The organism is Pseudomonas sp. B16120, assembly GCF_044218845.1.
GTDB classification, from domain to species: domain Bacteria; phylum Pseudomonadota; class Gammaproteobacteria; order Pseudomonadales; family Pseudomonadaceae; genus Aquipseudomonas; species Aquipseudomonas paracarnis.
In genome coordinates this window covers 2,046,563-2,061,989 of record NZ_CP162588.1, presented here as the reverse complement: position 1 = coordinate 2,061,989, position 15,427 = coordinate 2,046,563, and the positions used below count along the sequence as shown (strand labels likewise).

The 15,427-nt window shown below is 58.8% G+C and carries 15 protein-coding genes; 5 read left to right on the top strand and 10 right to left on the bottom strand.

Going from position 1 to position 15,427, the window contains the following annotated elements; all coding sequences use genetic code 11:
* The first annotated feature begins 56 nt into the window (after positions 1 to 56).
* Together fabA and fabB are read left to right on the top strand one after the other, a co-directional pair.
* On the top strand, positions 57 to 572 hold the full coding sequence (gene fabA, locus AB4P90_RS09835) for a 3-hydroxyacyl-[acyl-carrier-protein] dehydratase FabA (RefSeq protein ID WP_003190035.1): 516 nt from the start codon (positions 57 to 59) through the stop codon (positions 570 to 572).
* An 11-nt stretch (positions 573 to 583) separates the two neighbouring features.
* The gene (fabB, locus tag AB4P90_RS09830) at positions 584 to 1,804 is read left to right on the top strand and encodes a beta-ketoacyl-ACP synthase I (RefSeq protein WP_003190033.1); all 1,221 of its coding nucleotides are present in this window, start codon (positions 584 to 586) and stop codon (positions 1,802 to 1,804) included.
* 186 nt (positions 1,805 to 1,990) lie between these two features.
* Here fabB and AB4P90_RS09825 read toward each other — a convergent pair whose 3' ends face one another.
* Positions 1,991 to 3,616: a methyl-accepting chemotaxis protein gene (locus AB4P90_RS09825; RefSeq protein WP_122301703.1), complete on the bottom strand. Its 1,626-nt coding sequence runs from the start codon at positions 3,614 to 3,616 to the stop codon at positions 1,991 to 1,993.
* A 96-nt stretch (positions 3,617 to 3,712) separates the two neighbouring features.
* Positions 3,713 to 4,735, bottom strand: coding sequence for an amidohydrolase family protein (locus AB4P90_RS09820; protein WP_323558541.1), 1,023 nt, complete (start codon positions 4,733 to 4,735; stop codon positions 3,713 to 3,715).
* A 139-nt stretch (positions 4,736 to 4,874) separates the two neighbouring features.
* Between AB4P90_RS09820 and AB4P90_RS09815 the strand changes: the two genes are divergently transcribed.
* Positions 4,875 to 5,291 carry an OsmC family protein gene (locus AB4P90_RS09815; RefSeq protein ID WP_014717741.1) on the top strand — a complete coding sequence of 139 codons (417 nt, stop codon included), beginning with the start codon at positions 4,875 to 4,877 and terminating at the stop codon, positions 5,289 to 5,291.
* 62 nt (positions 5,292 to 5,353) lie between these two features.
* Positions 5,354 to 6,220 carry a pirin family protein gene (locus AB4P90_RS09810; protein ID WP_020301699.1) on the top strand — a complete coding sequence of 289 codons (867 nt, stop codon included), beginning with the start codon at positions 5,354 to 5,356 and terminating at the stop codon, positions 6,218 to 6,220.
* A gap of 99 nt (positions 6,221 to 6,319) precedes the next feature.
* Here the strand turns inward: AB4P90_RS09810 and AB4P90_RS09805 are convergent, their stop codons facing one another.
* From AB4P90_RS09805 to AB4P90_RS09790, 4 genes are all read right to left on the bottom strand, one after another.
* Positions 6,320 to 7,048 carry a dienelactone hydrolase family protein gene (locus AB4P90_RS09805; protein ID WP_014717739.1) on the bottom strand — a complete coding sequence of 243 codons (729 nt, stop codon included), beginning with the start codon at positions 7,046 to 7,048 and terminating at the stop codon, positions 6,320 to 6,322.
* A gap of 66 nt (positions 7,049 to 7,114) precedes the next feature.
* Complete coding sequence (gene htpG, locus AB4P90_RS09800; protein WP_122301707.1) at positions 7,115 to 9,019, bottom strand: molecular chaperone HtpG; 1,905 nt, start codon at positions 9,017 to 9,019, stop codon at positions 7,115 to 7,117.
* Between the two features lie 89 nt (positions 9,020 to 9,108).
* Complete coding sequence (locus AB4P90_RS09795) at positions 9,109 to 9,561, bottom strand: PaaI family thioesterase (RefSeq protein ID WP_038449582.1); 453 nt, start codon at positions 9,559 to 9,561, stop codon at positions 9,109 to 9,111.
* Positions 9,558 to 10,034: a PaaI family thioesterase gene (locus AB4P90_RS09790; RefSeq protein ID WP_395605842.1), complete on the bottom strand. Its 477-nt coding sequence runs from the start codon at positions 10,032 to 10,034 to the stop codon at positions 9,558 to 9,560. Before AB4P90_RS09790 ends, AB4P90_RS09795 begins: the two co-directional genes overlap by 4 nt.
* Before the next feature lie 156 nt (positions 10,035 to 10,190).
* Here AB4P90_RS09790 and AB4P90_RS09785 point away from each other — a divergent pair, with 156 nt between their 5' ends.
* On the top strand, positions 10,191 to 10,448 hold the full coding sequence (locus tag AB4P90_RS09785) for a hypothetical protein (protein ID WP_003190018.1): 258 nt from the start codon (positions 10,191 to 10,193) through the stop codon (positions 10,446 to 10,448).
* Positions 10,449 to 10,532: 84 nt separating this feature from the next.
* On the opposite strand, the gene AB4P90_RS09780 is transcribed toward AB4P90_RS09785, so the two are convergent.
* The 4 genes from AB4P90_RS09780 to sucC form a co-directional block, all read right to left on the bottom strand.
* Complete coding sequence (locus tag AB4P90_RS09780) at positions 10,533 to 11,273, bottom strand: DUF599 domain-containing protein (protein WP_395605841.1); 741 nt, start codon at positions 11,271 to 11,273, stop codon at positions 10,533 to 10,535.
* A gap of 256 nt (positions 11,274 to 11,529) precedes the next feature.
* Positions 11,530 to 12,843 (bottom strand): branched-chain amino acid transport system II carrier protein, encoded by a 1,314-nt coding sequence (gene brnQ, locus AB4P90_RS09775; RefSeq protein ID WP_003190014.1) that lies wholly within the window; start codon positions 12,841 to 12,843, stop codon positions 11,530 to 11,532.
* Between the two features lie 428 nt (positions 12,844 to 13,271).
* Positions 13,272 to 14,153 (bottom strand): succinate--CoA ligase subunit alpha, encoded by an 882-nt coding sequence (gene sucD / locus AB4P90_RS09770; RefSeq protein ID WP_003190013.1) that lies wholly within the window; start codon positions 14,151 to 14,153, stop codon positions 13,272 to 13,274.
* On the bottom strand, positions 14,153 to 15,319 hold the full coding sequence (gene sucC, locus AB4P90_RS09765; RefSeq protein WP_003190011.1) for an ADP-forming succinate--CoA ligase subunit beta: 1,167 nt from the start codon (positions 15,317 to 15,319) through the stop codon (positions 14,153 to 14,155). Before sucC ends, sucD begins: the two co-directional genes overlap by 1 nt.
* Positions 15,320 to 15,427: the final 108 nt, after the last annotated feature.

The following is a 15,427-nucleotide window of genomic DNA, read 5'->3' as shown; positions in this document are numbered from 1 at the left end:
ATTCGGTTCGGGAAGATTTGCCCAACCCAGCCGCATGGGATTATTGAGGAGCTCGCATGACCAAACAAAACGCCTTTACTCGGGAAGACCTGCTGCGCTGCAGTCGCGGTGAGCTGTTCGGCCCAGGTAACGCGCAACTGCCCGCCCCGAACATGCTGATGGTGGATCGCATCACCCATATCAGCGAAGAGGGTGGCAAGTACGGCAAAGGTGAATTGGTCGCCGAGCTGGATATCACCCCTGACCTGTGGTTCTTCGCTTGCCACTTCGAAGGCGACCCTGTGATGCCAGGCTGCCTGGGCCTTGATGCCATGTGGCAGCTGGTCGGTTTCTACCTGGGCTGGCAAGGCCTGCCGGGCCGCGGTCGCGCCCTGGGTTCGGGCGAAGTGAAGTTCTTTGGCCAGGTACTGCCGAGCGCCAAGAAAGTCACCTACAACATTCAAATCAAGCGCGTCCTCAAGGGCAAGCTGAACCTGGCCATCGCCGACGGTTCGGTGACTGTCGACGGTCGCGAGATCTATACTGCCGAAGGCCTTCGGGTCGGCGTATTTACTTCCACTGACAACTTTTAAGGGTTATCCGCATGCGCCGCGTCGTTATCACTGGTCTGGGCATCGTTTCTTGCCTGGGCAATGACAAAGAGACCGTCACCGCTAACCTGCGTGCAAGTCGCCCTGGCATCCGCTTCAACCCGGAATATGCCGAAATGGGTCTGCGTAGCCAGGTTTCCGGCTCCATTGACCTGCCCCTCGAAGAACTGATCGATCGCAAGATCTATCGCTTCGTCGGCCACGCTGCCGCCTACGCCTACCTGGCCATGAAAGACGCGATCGCGGACTCCGGCTTGAGCGAAGACCAGGTTTCGAACGTACGCACCGGCCTGATCGCCGGCTCCGGCGGCGCATCGACCCTCAACCAAATGGAAGCGCTGGATATCCTGCGCGAAAAAGGCGTGAAGCGCGTCGGCCCTTACCGTGTCACGCGGACCATGGGCAGCACCGTTTCCGCTTGCCTGGCTACGCCATTCCAGATCAAGGGCGTGAACTACTCGATCTCCTCCGCATGCGCCACCAGCGCCCACTGCATCGGGACTGCCGTTGAGCAGATCCAACTGGGCAAGCAGGACATCGTATTTGCCGGCGGCGGTGAAGAAGAGCATTGGAGCCAGTCGTTCCTGTTCGACGCCATGGGTGCATTGTCCACCCAGTACAACGAAACCCCAGAAAAAGCCTCCCGCGCTTACGACGCCAAGCGTGACGGTTTCGTCATCGCCGGCGGTGGTGGCATGGTGGTGGTCGAGGAGCTGGAACACGCCCTGGCCCGTGGCGCGAAGATCTACGCGGAAATCGTTGGCTACGGCGCGACGTCCGACGGCTACGACATGGTTGCGCCAAGCGGTGAAGGCGCCATCCGCTGCATGCAGATGGCAATGTCCACCGTCGACACCCCAATCGACTACCTGAACACCCACGGCACCTCGACCCCGGTCGGCGATGCCAAGGAAATGGAAGGCGTGCGTGCGGTATTTGGCGACAAGGCTCCGAAAATCAGCTCCACCAAGAGCCTGTCGGGTCACTCCCTGGGCGCCGCTGGCGTTCACGAAGCGATCTATTGCCTGCTGATGATGGAAGGCAACTTCATGGCCGGCTCGGCCAACATCGACGAGATTGATCCGGTTGTGGCTGATATGCCGATCCTGACCAAGACCGTTGAAAACGCCAAGATCGACACCGTGATGAGCAACAGCTTTGGTTTTGGTGGCACCAATGCCACCCTGGTACTGAAGCGCTGGCAGGGCAAGTAAGCCCCGCAGGTTGATCACATGAAAAAGCCCCGACTGGTTCGGGGCTTTTTTTGTGCTTTGATTTGAAACCGCGTCGCCTTTATCGCAGGCAAGCCAGCTCCCACCTTCGACCGCGTTCACCCTGAAGGAATACGGTCCAGTGTGGGAGCTGGCTTGCCTGCGATTGGGCCAACCCGGTTCTCCGCCCTACACCGAAAACCGCGCCACCATCGAATTCAGATCCACCGCCAACCGCGACAACTCCTGGCTCGCTGCGCTGGTCTGATTAGCGCCGGTAGAGGTCTGATGTGCCAGGTCGCGGATATTCATCAGGTTACGATCCACCTCCCGCGCCACCGCCGCCTGCTGCTCCGAGGCACTGGCAATCACCAGGTTGCGTTCGTTGATCAAGGTGAATGCCGAGGCAATCTCTTCCAGGGCCATGCCCGCCGATTTGGCGATCTCCAGTGTGGAGCGCGCCCGTGTGTTGCTCTGTTGCATCGAGCTGACAGCCTGGTCGGTGCCCTGCTGAATCCCGCTGATCATCTGCTCGATTTCCTGGGTCGACTGTTGCGTGCGATGGGCCAAGGCCCGCACTTCATCGGCTACCACCGCAAACCCGCGCCCGGCATCCCCCGCTCGCGCCGCTTCAATCGCCGCGTTCAGTGCCAGCAAGTTGGTTTGCTCGGCAATCGAGCGAATCACATCCAGCACTGTGCTGATGCCATAGACCTTTTGCGCCAGCGCTTCGACCTGGGTCACATTGGCGGTCACATCGGTCGCGAGGGCTTCAATCGACACCACCGTCTGCTGCACCTGTTCACGCCCTTGCTGGGCAATCCGGTCGGATTCGCGAGACGCCTGGGACGTGGCCACGGCATTGCTCGCCACCTCCTCCACCGCCACCGTCATCTGATTGACGGCCGTGGCCGCCTGTTCGATTTCCTGGTTCTGCTGGTGCAAACCACGGGTCGCATCCTCGGTGACGCAACTGAGTTCTTCGGAAGCCGACGCCAATTGGTTCGATGATTCTGATATGCGCCGGATAGTGTCGCGCAAGCTCTCCTGCATACGCTTGAGCGCCTGTTGCAAGCGCGCCGGCTCGTCGCTGCCACTGAGCCTGATGTCGCCCGTCAAGTCGCCACTGGCAACGCCCTGGGCCACTTTCAACGACTGTGCCAACGGCAGCACGATGCTGCGTGTCAGCCACACCGCCAGGCCAATCGTGATTAACGCCGTGACGCCAATCATGACCATCACCCAGACCCGCGACTGGCTGAACACCTGCTGTGCCAGCCGGGCGGCCTCGTTGGCGCTGGACTTGTTCAGATTGACCAACTCACGCAGCGTCACGGCCATCTGGTCGGCCATCTGATTCATTTCGCCATTGACCACCGCAATGGCGTCCTCCAGCCGATTAGCCTTGGATAAGCCCACCACCTGCTCCTGGCGTTGCAGGTACTGCTGCTCCTCGAGCTTGAAGCGATCAAACAGCACCCGCTCCTCAGGCAAGACGATCAATGCCTCGTACACGCCTTCAGCGTGATGCAAGCCGGTTTTGATCTCGGCGATTTTCTGCTCGTTCTGCGCCACCGCCTGGGGGTCGCGGTTGACCAGCAAGCGCAACGTCAGCGCCCGAATGCGCAACACATCCTGATTCATCTCCCCCACCGCCATGACGCTGGGCAGCCAGTTGGTCTCCACCTGGTCCGACTGCTGGCGCATATTGGCCATCTGCAACAGGGCAAAGCCGCCCAAGACGAACACCATCAACGCCAGCACACCAAAGCCCAGGCCGGCGCGAGGGGCGATATTCAAACTGCGGATATTCATGCCAGCGTTCCTTCCAAAAGTACTGCATCCACCTGCAGCGGGTCTCTTGGACGTTATCGGCACCTCAGGTCATGAGCATAAGATCAAAACGCGATATCAACGCGCGTCTCCATCGCGAGGCGGCTTGGGCAGGATGGCGAGGAAGTTGTCGCGCGCAACCTTGTGGGCAACGTCTTCGGGCAACGCATCGAGGAAAGGATCGAAGCGGCGCATCTCTTTGCCCAACTTATTGAAGCGCCCCACAACATCGGAGCCGAGCATGAAGCGATCCGGGAAGCGCTCCACCAGCGCAACCCATTGCGGCCGTGGCTTGCCGGCGTCGTCCAGCAGATACGGTGTGAGCATGCTCCAGGACAAGTCGATATACAGGTTGGGGTAAGCCTCAAGCAGGCGCGCCAAGGTGGGCAGCAAAAACTCCATTTGCACCTGATGACGGTGGATTTCCTTGCTGGTACCGGCATGGGCCCAGATAAAACGCGTGTGCGGGTGGTTGCGTAACGGCTGCTCGACTTCCGCCAGGTACAGTGGGTTGCGCTCACGTTTGGAGGTAATGTTGGAATGCAGCATCACCGGCAGGTCGTTTTCGGCCGCCAGGTGGTAGATGCGCGTCATGGCTTCGTTATTGGCACGCGGCGTGTCGCCGGAAGTCAGCGCGGTGAGGTCATCATGGCGGGTAAACACTTCACCGATGCCCTGCCACAGCCCAGGGTTGAGGTCGAGCATGCGCTGGATGTGGGCGGCGGAGTTCTTGTCGTTGGGATTGAAACCGGCGAGGAACGGGTGAAAGTGCTGGCGTTGCGCAGGAGAAAGTTTATTCACTGCCGCCGCGACGATCACATCCGTGGCACTGTACCAATAAGCATCGGCGTCGTCACCGGCGTAATAGCGCGGACGCTTGGGCTCGTCTTCGTGCCATTTCTTGGCCACGGGAATCCCGGAAATCATGACGTGCTCAATGCGGTTGTCCGCCATGGCCTTGAGCAGCTTGTCCATGCCGGCGCTCTCCTGAAAGAAATCCACGTAATGCAGGTGCGCGTCGCTGTAGGCATAGTCACGAGCCTGCGCGGCAAGGCTGCTGATGGCAAGCAACAAGGCAAGACTCAGGCGGGTTCCAGACACGGTAAAACCTCAATATGGGCTGATACGGGTAGACCTTGCGCCAGCCTTCAGGGTTCAGCATGGAAAAAACCGGAACACTGGAGTGCCAGCATGCTCTATAACTGCATGACCTTCATCCTGCGCCCTTATGAGGTTTGCCATGCCTGTTACCGTCAATACGCTGAACGCTGAAAACTTTCGTCACAGCGTGAATATCAATAATCACGAGCTGTTTACCGACCTGCCCAAGAGCCTGGGCGGTGACGATTCGGCGCCCTCCCCCCACGATTATTTCGATGCTGCGCTGGCGTCGTGCAAAGCTTTGACCGTGAGGCTCTACGCGCAGAAAAAAGCTATCCCGCTGACCGGCGTGACCGTGGAGGTCACTCACGACAGCGCCGAAGAGCAAAAGGGTAAATACAAGCTCAACGTCAAGCTGACCCTCAAGGGCGTACTCACCGACGCCCAGCGCGATGAACTGCACCGCGTCGCCGATAAATGCCCGGTACATAAGCTGATGACCACTGCCGAAGTCACTATCGAGACGAAATTGTCGGAAGGTGCCTTCAGCCAATAGCCCCACCTTCCCATCGAGCGGGTTATGCTCAAAGCATCCAACCCGCTCAGACTGGGATGCCCATGACCACTCTCACCGTGATTCGCCCTCGCCCCGAAGATGTAGAAGGCCAGCCTATCCTGCGGCCCCTGCCCTCGCGTGAATGCCGCAGCGTCGGGCCCTTTGTGTTTTTCGACCACATGCTGCCGACCCGCTACGCACCGGGTAACGGCATGAATATCCGCCAGCATCCCCATATCGGCCTGTCCACCCTTACTTACCTGTTTGAAGGCGTCTTGCAGCATAAGGACAGCCTTGGCTCGGACCAGGTGGTGCAAGCCGGCGATGTCAGCTGGATGACCGCCGGCAGCGCGATTGCCCACGTCGAGCGCACACCTGAAGCGGTCAAGGCCAGTGGCTTCAACCTGCATGGCCTGCAGGTATGGCTGGCCTCGCCCAAGGACCACGAGACCGGGCCGGGACACTACAGCCATCACCCAGCGGCGAGCTTGCCGAAAAGCGATAACCTCGGCGTGCAGGTGCGTTTGATCGCCGGTGATGGTTTTTGCCTCAGGTCACCGGTGCCGGTACTGTCGCCGACGCTGTATGCCGAGGTACAGATGCAAACCGCCACCACCCTGTTGATTCCTGATGAACATGAGGAACGTGCGGTGTATGTGCTGGAGGGTGAGGTGCAGTTGGACGGTGAAGCCCTGGAGGTCAACAGCTTGGTGGTATTGCCGACTGGGCAGGAGATGACCCTGTATGCCGAGAGTGATTGCCACCTGATGGTATTTGGCGGGGCGCCGCTGGATGGGCCACGGCGGATCAACTGGAATTTTGTGGCGAGTGATCCGGCGGTGATCGAGCAGGCGAGACAGCGTTGGGCGGCCGGGGATTGGCCCACCGTGCCGGGGGAGTCAGAAAGAATCGAGTTGCCTGTGAAATAGCTATCGCAGGCAAGCCAGCTCCCACATTTGATGGGTATACACATTTTAGAATGTAGGAGCTGGCTTGCCTGCGATGGCGTCCGATCAGGCGCTGAGAAATCAGCCCTTGAACACTTCATCCAACAAGTTATGCATCGACTGGAAAGCCCGTGCAGCGGTCTTGGCGTCGTACATCATCTTGCCTGGCACATTGGCATGGGGGTCGGTGAAGGAATGCACCGCACCGCCGTAGCTGAGCAACTGCCAATCCACACCCGCCGCGTTCATTTCATCTTCGAACGCCGGCAGTTGCTCTTTGGGCACCAACGGGTCCGAGGCGCCATGCAGCACCAGCACTGACCCCTTGATGTTCTTCGCATCCGCCGGGTTCGGTGTATCCAGGGTGCCATGGAACGACACGGCAGCCTTCAGCGGCGCGCCGGTACGGGCCAGCTCCAGGGAGCAGCAACCGCCAAAGCAGAAGCCGAAGGTGGCCAGTTTCGAGGTGTCCACTGCTGCCTCAGTCTGGCCTTGCAGTTGCTCTAACGCTGCTTGCATGCGCTTGTTCAGCAACGGGCGATCATTCTTCAACGGCATCATCGCCGCGCCCGCTTCATCGCCATTTGAAGGACGTACGTTTTGCCCGTAGAGGTCGGCAATCAACACCACGTAGCCTTTGCCGGCAACGGCCTTCGCGATCTCTTCGGCCCCCACACTCACGCCCATCCAGTTCGGCGCCATCAGCAGTCCCGGCAACGGGCCCTTGTGGCTGGCATCGAACGCCAGACGGCTTTCATAAGACTGGCCATCAATCTGATAGACCACGGAACGTACAGTGACTTGGCTCATGATTCACTCCAGTTGAGGTGCGCACAAACGAAAAAACCCGCCGAAGCGGGTTTTTCTACAACGGTGTTAAACCGACAATTCAACCAACAGCTTGTTCAGTCGGCGCACATACGCGGCCGGGTCCTTCAAGCTGTCGCCGGCTGCCAGGGCGGCCTGGTCGAAGAGGATGTGCGACAGGTCACCAAACCGCTCTTCGCTCTGCTCGCCATCGAGTTTCTCGATCAGCGGGTGAGACGGGTTGAATTCGAAGATCGGCTTGGAATCCGGCACTTTCTGGCCGCTGGCTTCCAGGATCTGGCGCATCTGCATGCCCAGGTCCTGCTCGCCGATGGCCAGGATCGCAGGAGAGTCGGTCAGGCGGTGGGAAACCCGCACTTCACTCACCGCTTCGCCCAGGGAAGCCTTGATGCGCTCAACCAGGCCCTCTTTGGACTTGGCGACTTCTTCGGCTTCCTTCTTCTCTTCTTCGGAGTCCAGGTTCCCCAGGTCCAGGTCACCACGGGCCACGTCGACGAAGGTTTTGCCGTCGAACTCGGTGAGGTAGCTCATCAGCCACTCATCGATACGGTCGGTCAGCAGCAGCACTTCGATGCCTTTCTTGCGGAAGACTTCCAGGTGCGGGCTGTTCTTGACCTGGGCGTAGGTTTCGCCGGTCAGGTAGTAGATCTTGTCCTGACCTTCCTTGGCACGTGCCAGGTAGTCAGCCAGGGACACAACCTGCTCGCCGTCTTCACCCTGAGTCGAGGCAAAACGCAGCAAACCGGCGATTTTTTCCTTGTTGGCAAAATCTTCCGCCGGGCCTTCTTTCATGACCTGGCCGAAGTTTTTCCAGAAGCTCTTGTATTGCTCAGGCTCGTTCTTCGCCAGCTTTTCCAGCATGTCGAGTACGCGCTTGGTGAGCGCCGACTTCATGGAGTCGATGATCGGGTCTTTCTGCAGGATTTCCCGCGACACGTTCAGCGACAGGTCGTTGGAGTCGACCACACCTTTGATAAAGCGCAGGTAAAGTGGCAGGAAGGATTCCGCCTGGTCCATTACGAACACGCGCTGCACGTAGAGCTTCAGGCCTTTTGGCGCTTCACGCTGGTACAGGTCGAACGGAGCACGGGCCGGTACGTAGAGCAGCGAGCTGTATTCGAGCTTGCCTTCAACCTTGTTGTGGCTCCAGCTCAGCGGGTTCTCGTAGTCGTGGCCGATGTGCTTGTAGAACTCCTGGTATTCCTCGTCCTTGATCTCGGTACGCGGACGGGTCCACAGGGCGCTGGCGCGGTTGACGGTTTCCCACTCTACCGCCGGGGCTTCTTCGCCTTCGGCAACGGTCTGTTCCTTGGGCAACTCGATCGGCAACGCGATGTGGTCGGAGTACTTCTTGATGATGTTGCGCAGGCGCCAGCCATCGGCGAATTCATCTTCACCGGCTTTCAGGTGCAGCACGATGCGCGTGCCACGGTCAGCCTTGTCGATCGTGGCGATTTCAAATTCGCCCTCGCCCTTGGAAGCCCAGTGCACGCCTTCGCTGGCGTCAAAGCCGGCGCGGCGGCTGAAGACTTCAACCTTGTCGGCGACGATGAAGGCCGAATAGAAGCCCACGCCGAATTGGCCGATCAGGTGAGAGTCTTTTTTCTGGTCGCCCGACAGGTTCTTCATGAAATCTGCGGTGCCGGACTTGGCGATGGTCCCCAGGTGGGTGATCGCATCGTCACGGCTCATGCCGATACCGTTGTCTTCGAGGGTGACGGTCTTGGCGTCTTTGTCGTAGCTCACACGGATCTTCAGTTCCGCGCCGCCTTCCAGCAACTCAGGCTTGGACAGGGCTTCGAAACGTAATTTGTCGACAGCGTCAGAGGCGTTCGAGATCAATTCGCGAAGGAAAATTTCCTTGTTGGAATACAGCGAATGGATCATGAGGTGCAGCAGTTGCTTCACCTCGGTCTGGAAGCCCAGGGTTTCCTTTTGAGTTTCCACACTCATGGTCATCAAACTCCAATTGGATGGCAGTGGCCGCGCCCGAAAGGGTTGGCGGCGGGTTGTCATCAAAGTTGGGGGCTCAGGCCAGGATTTCAAGGGCGGGCCAATTCCTCAATCTTGAAATGTGCGCGGGCGGTGGCAATCGGTTCGGCCGGTGTGCTCTGCCAGGCGGTAATCGCCACGTTGGCCACGCGCCGGCCCTGGCGCCATACCTGGCACTTGGCATAGGTGTCACGAAACTGGCCGGCGCGCAGATAATCCAGGGAGAAGTCGATGATTTTCGGCAGGCCCGGAGCGCCCGTGAACACCATCAGGTGCAGGGCGGCTGCCAACTCCATGAAGCCGGCGATCACCCCGCCATGCAGCGCCGGCAATATGGGGTTACCAATATTGTCCTGGTTGGCCGGCAGGCGAAACAGCAACTCATCCCCCAGCCGGGTGCATTCGATGCCGATCAACCTGGCATAAGGCACCAACTCGAGCAGCGCGTCACAGTCGCCACGATCGAGGGCTTGCTCCAGGCGCGTCTTGAACCGATGCGTCATGCCTGCTCTCCCTTGACGACAGTGCCCAAGCCTTGGGTGCCTTTGAGGCGCTTGCCCATGCGCATGAACGTGCCTACCACATGGGCGATAGGTTGTTGCGGGTCATCCTGATAGGCAACGCCACGGGTGAAGATCACGTCGGTGGTCACCCGGTAGCATTGCGCGAAGCCATACACCGGCTTATGGGGTTCGGCGGGATGCATGTAGTCGATACGCAGGTCCAGGGTGGGGCACACCTCGAACTCGGGCAATACGCACAGGGTCGCCATGCCGCACGCGGTGTCCATCAATGAGGTCAGCGCGCCGCCGTGGATCACCCCGCTCAGGGGGTCACCGACGATATGCGGCCCATAAGGCAGTACGAGGGTCATGCCCTCCTCGCTGGCTTCATGCACCGCCACACCCAGCACCTGGCAATGGCGCAGGGCCGAAACGAAGCGCACGGCACGCTCCAACAAAGGGTTTACGGTCATTGTTTTAGACTCTTATTAGTGTGAATTCGGCGGATTGGAATGACTGGGTAAAGTTCCTGTACGAAACATGCTATATATCTGTGGGACATAAGGAACTAATGCTGGCCCCTTGGGTTCGAAAGGCCAGTAGATATCTTCAATAAGGAGAAACACCCCATGCGTAAGACATTAGCTATTTCCATGATGCTGGCCGCTGCTCTCGGCCTGGCTGCCTGCGACAAGAAATCCGAAGACAAAGCCCAAGATGCCGCTGCACACTCTGAGCAAGCACAGCAAGACATGGCTAAAGCACAGGATAAAGTGAACGACGCTGCGAAAGAAAACGCTGAAGCTGCCAAAGCTCAGGCCGAATCGAACGAAGCTGCTGCAAAAGAAGCTGCACCTGCCGCACCTGCAGAACCTGCCAAGCAGTAATCGCAGGGTTTAAAGCAGTATTGCAGCAAAAGAAAGCCCGCTGATTAAAGCGGGCTTTTCTTTGTCTGCGATTTGCTTGCAGCGCTACTGTGCGCCGTCTTTTACAACGTCGGCTCCCGGCATATCGGTCGGGGTATACACCATCACCTGCAATACATCGGAATGGAACTCGCGGCGGTACAGCACCAGCACCACCCCGCTACTCATCAACATGAACAACCAGGGGCTGACAAACCAGGCCAGCATGGTCATGCCGAAGTAATAGGCGCGCAGGCCAAAGTTGAACTGGTTGGCCGCCATCGAAATCACTCGAGCCGCCCGCAAAGCAAACGCCTTGCGCTCCTGCTCTGACACGTGCCGTTCACCGATCATGGGCGCCGAGCCCACCAGCACCGCCGCGAAGTTGTACTGGCGCATGCACCAGCTGAAGGTGAAAAAGGCATAGACGAACACCAGTGCCAGGCACAGCAATTTGATCTCCGACATGCCCTGGGATGCCTGCTGCACCATGGGAATGTCCGCCAGCAGTGACACTGCGCGTTCCGAAGCCCCCAGCACCGTGAGAATACCGGCGAGGATGATCAAGGTGCTGGAGGCAAAGAACGAGGCATTGCGCTCCAGTTTACCGATCACACTGGCGTCGGCGATACGGTTGTCGCGCAGCAGCATGCGGCGCATCCAGTCTTCACGGTACAGGTGCAACACACTGGCCAGGCACGCCGTGTCCCGGGCTTTCCACGTTGCGTAACGGGTGTAGCCGCCCCAGCAGATGACAAACCAGAGTGCGGCGATCAAATGGATCCAATTGACTTCAACGAACGACATGCAGGTCCTTGTACACAGGATGATAGGGCCGACACAGTCCAAATGTGGGAGCTGGCTTGCCTGCGATAGCGTCTTTGCAGTCACCACCGCGCACAACCGATGTGCCGCCATCGCAGGCAAGCCAGCTCCCACACCGACCAGTGTTTTCAACTTGAGATTTTTGACGCCATTCCCAAAAAAAAGACACTGCCAGCGACTCAAAAAAAATGCCCCGTATCGTTTGATACGGGGCATTTCAGTAGAGCTCAACCGCGCGTTACGCGATGGCTTCGCTGCGCTTGCCCAGCATACGGTCAATCACCACGGCCACGACCAGCGTCATCACCGACGGCACCAGCCACGCCAGGCCTTGTTCGCTCAACGGCAGGTTTACCAGTTGCGTAGGCATCCAACCCGCCAGGCCCGCACCCTTGAGTGCGTCGATGCAGCCAAAGATGAACGACACCAGCATCACCGGGCCGACAATACGGCCCTGTTCCTGCCAGAACCCTTTGCAGAAGCTCAAGGCCACCAACACGATGCATGGCGGGTAGATCGCGGTCAGCACCGGGATCGAGAAGGCAATGAGTTTGGTCAAGCCCAAGTTGGACACAAACAGCGAGAACAGTGCCAGGATCACCACCAGGGTCTTGTAGGACAGCGGCAGGATCTTGCTGAAGTACTCGGCGCAGGCACAGGTCAGGCCCACGGCGGTCACCAGGCATGCCAGGGAAATCAGCACGGCGAGGAAACCACTGCCCAGGGAGCCGAACGTGTATTGCACATAGGCGTGCAGTACCGCCGCGCCATTGCTGGCACCCGCGGCCACGGCATGGCTGCCCGAACCCAGGCGGAACAGGCTGACGTACACCAGTGCCAGGCCCACGCCGGCAATCAGCCCGGCAATGATCGCGTAGCGGGTGATCAGCTTGGGTGACTCGACGCCACGGGAGCGAATCGCGTTGACGATCACGATGCCGAACACCAGGGCGCCCAGGGTATCCATGGTCAGGTAACCATTAATAAAGCCTTGGGAGAACGGCGCGGCAACGTATTCCGGCGTGGCAACCCCCACCTCACCGGCGGGCAAGGCAAACGCAGCGATGCCGAGAATAGCCAGGGCGATGATTTTCAGCGGCGCCAGGAAACGGCCCACGGTGTCCAGCAGTCGACCTGGGTACAGGGAGACAAAGAACACCACCAGGAAATACACCGAGCTGTAGAGGAACAGTGCCAACGGGCTCTCACCGGTCAAGGGCGCCAGGCCCACTTCAAACGATACTGTTGCGGTGCGCGGGGTCGCAAACAGCGGGCCCACTGCCAGGTAGGCCGCTGCCGCCAGCAGGCCACCGGCGATCTTGCCAATCGGGCTGCTCAGCGCATCCATGCCACCACCGACCTTGGCCAGGGCGATCACAGTGACCACCGGCAAACCGACCGCGGTGATCAGAAAGCCCAGCGCCGCCATCCACACATGCGGCCCGGACTGCAAACCAACGATAGGCGGGAAGATGATGTTGCCGGCGCCCACGAACAGGGCAAAGGTCATAAAGCCCAGCGCCAGGATATCCTGGCTTTTCAACACTTTCATTTGAGGAAATACCACACTACTGAATCGGAATTTAGAGAGGGCTTCCCTATGGATGAGGGAAATGCTGCCGGCCCTTGTGGGGACCGACCGGTCTAGCGCGCAGCTTCCTTTTGGGACGCGGACGCATAAAGAGGCGGCTAGAGTACAGAATTAGGCTGACAAACGCACTGTTGCGGGGCGGACTGTCCGATAAGCGACATTTCAATGTCGCGTTTTCATACTTAATTGGGCAATACAGAACCCTGTGTGCGCTGGCTTGCCTGCGATGGCATCGACTCGGTTTGGCTGATGCACCCAGTTGTCTGTATCGCAGGCAAGCCAGCTCCCACATTGAACCGAGTACATCCCCAAATCTGGGTATACCCAGAAAGCACAAAGGCCACCCGAAGGTGGCCTTTGTGTGGTGAAGCGTCAGCTAAGCGCGAGGCTTACTTGACAGCCCAACCGGTCAGCTCGGCCAGGGCCTTGCCGATGTCTGCCAGCGAACGCACGGTTTTAACGCCTGCGTCTTGCAGTGCAGCGAATTTCTCGTCTGCAGTGCCCTTGCCGCCAGAGATGATTGCGCCAGCATGGCCCATGCGCTTGCCCGCAGGGGCAGTCACACCAGCGATGTAGGAAACAACCGGCTTGGTCACGTGTGCCTTGATGTAGGCAGCCGCTTCTTCTTCAGCCGAACCGCCGATCTCACCGATCATTACGATCGCTTCGGTCTTCGGGTCTTCCTGGAACAGCTTCAGGATGTCGATGAAGTTGGAGCCTGGGATCGGGTCACCGCCGATGCCGACGCAAGTCGACTGACCGAAACCGGCGTCAGTGGTCTGCTTGACAGCTTCATAGGTCAGGGTGCCGGAACGGGAAACGATACCGACTTTACCTGGCAAGTGAATGTGACCTGGCATGATGCCGATCTTGCATTCGCCTGGGGTGATCACGCCTGGGCAGTTAGGGCCGATCAGGACTACGCCCAGTTCGTCGCACTTAACTTTAGCGTCCAGCATGTCCAGGGTAGGAATGCCTTCGGTGATGCAGACGATCAGCTTGATGCCGCCGAATGCCGCTTCCAGGATCGAGTCCTTGCAGAAAGGAGCTGGAACGTAGATCACGCTGGCGGTGGCGCCAGTGGCTTCTACTGCTTCTTTCACGGTGTTGAACACGGGCAGGCCCAGGTGCTCGGTGCCGCCTTTGCCTGGAGTTACGCCGCCAACCATCTGGGTGCCGTATTCGATGGCTTGCTGGGTGTGGAAACTCCCTTGCGAACCGGTAATACCCTGGCAGATAACTTTGGTGTCTTTATTGATCAGGACGCTCATTACTTGCCCTCCGCAGCTTTGACAACTTGTTGAGCAGCGTCGGTCAGGCTGGTAGCCGCGATGATGTTCAAACCGCTTTCTGCCAGTACTTTAGCGCCCAGTTCAGCGTTGTTACCTTCAAGGCGAACAACAACCGGGATTTTAACGCCCACTTCTTTCACTGCACCGATGATGCCTTCGGCAATCATGTCGCAACGAACGATGCCGCCGAAGATGTTGACCAGTACTGCAGCGACGTTGGAGTCGGACAGGATGATCTTGAACGCTTCGGTAACGCGTTCCTTGGTAGCGCCACCACCTACGTCGAGGAAGTTGGCTGGCTTGCCGCCATGCAGGTTGACGATGTCCATGGTACCCATGGCCAGGCCGGCACCGTTGACCATGCAGCCGATGTTGCCTTCCAAGGCTACGTAGTTCAGTTCGAACTTGGCAGCGTGCGCTTCGCGCGGATCGTCTTGCGACGGATCGTGGAAAGTCTTCAGCTTAGGCTGACGGTACATGGCGTTGGCGTCGATGTTGATCTTGGCATCAAGGCAGTGCAGATCGCCGTCAGCCTTGATCACCAGCGGGTTCACTTCCAGCAGGGCCAGATCGTGATCCTGGAACAGTTTGGCCAGACCTACGAAGATCTTGGCGAACTGGGCAACTTGCTTGCCTTCCAGGCCCAGCTGGAAAGCCAGTTCACGACCCTGGAATGGCTGAGCGCCAACCAGTGGATCGATAGTGGCCTTCAGAATTTTTTCTGGGGTTTCGTGAGCAATTTTCTCGATGTCCACGCCACCTTCGGTGGAAGCCATGAACACGATGCGACGGCTCGAACGGTCAACGACAGCGCCCAGGTACAGCTCTTTAGCGATATCAGTGCACGATTCAACCAGGATCTTGGTGACTGGTTGGCCATTGGCATCAGTCTGGTAAGTCACCAGACGCTTGCCCAGCCACTGCTGTGCGAAGGCCTTGGCGTCTTCTTTGCTGCGAACCAGCTTGACGCCGCCCGCTTTACCGCGACCACCGGCGTGGACCTGGGCTTTGACAACCCACTCGCTGCCGCCGATTTTGTCGCAAGCTTCTGCTGCTGCTTCCGGGGTGTCTACTGCGTAGCCCTTGGAAACTGGCAGGCCGTATTCAGCGAACAGCTGCTTACCCTGATACTCGTGAAGATTCATGCTTTTTACCGTCTTCGTTAGGTACTGCGCATTCGGCGCTGCGCTCATTATGAGTGCCGCGCCACCTGTGACTGCTGCTCGCGCAACTTGCGGGGCTTATGGCCCGTA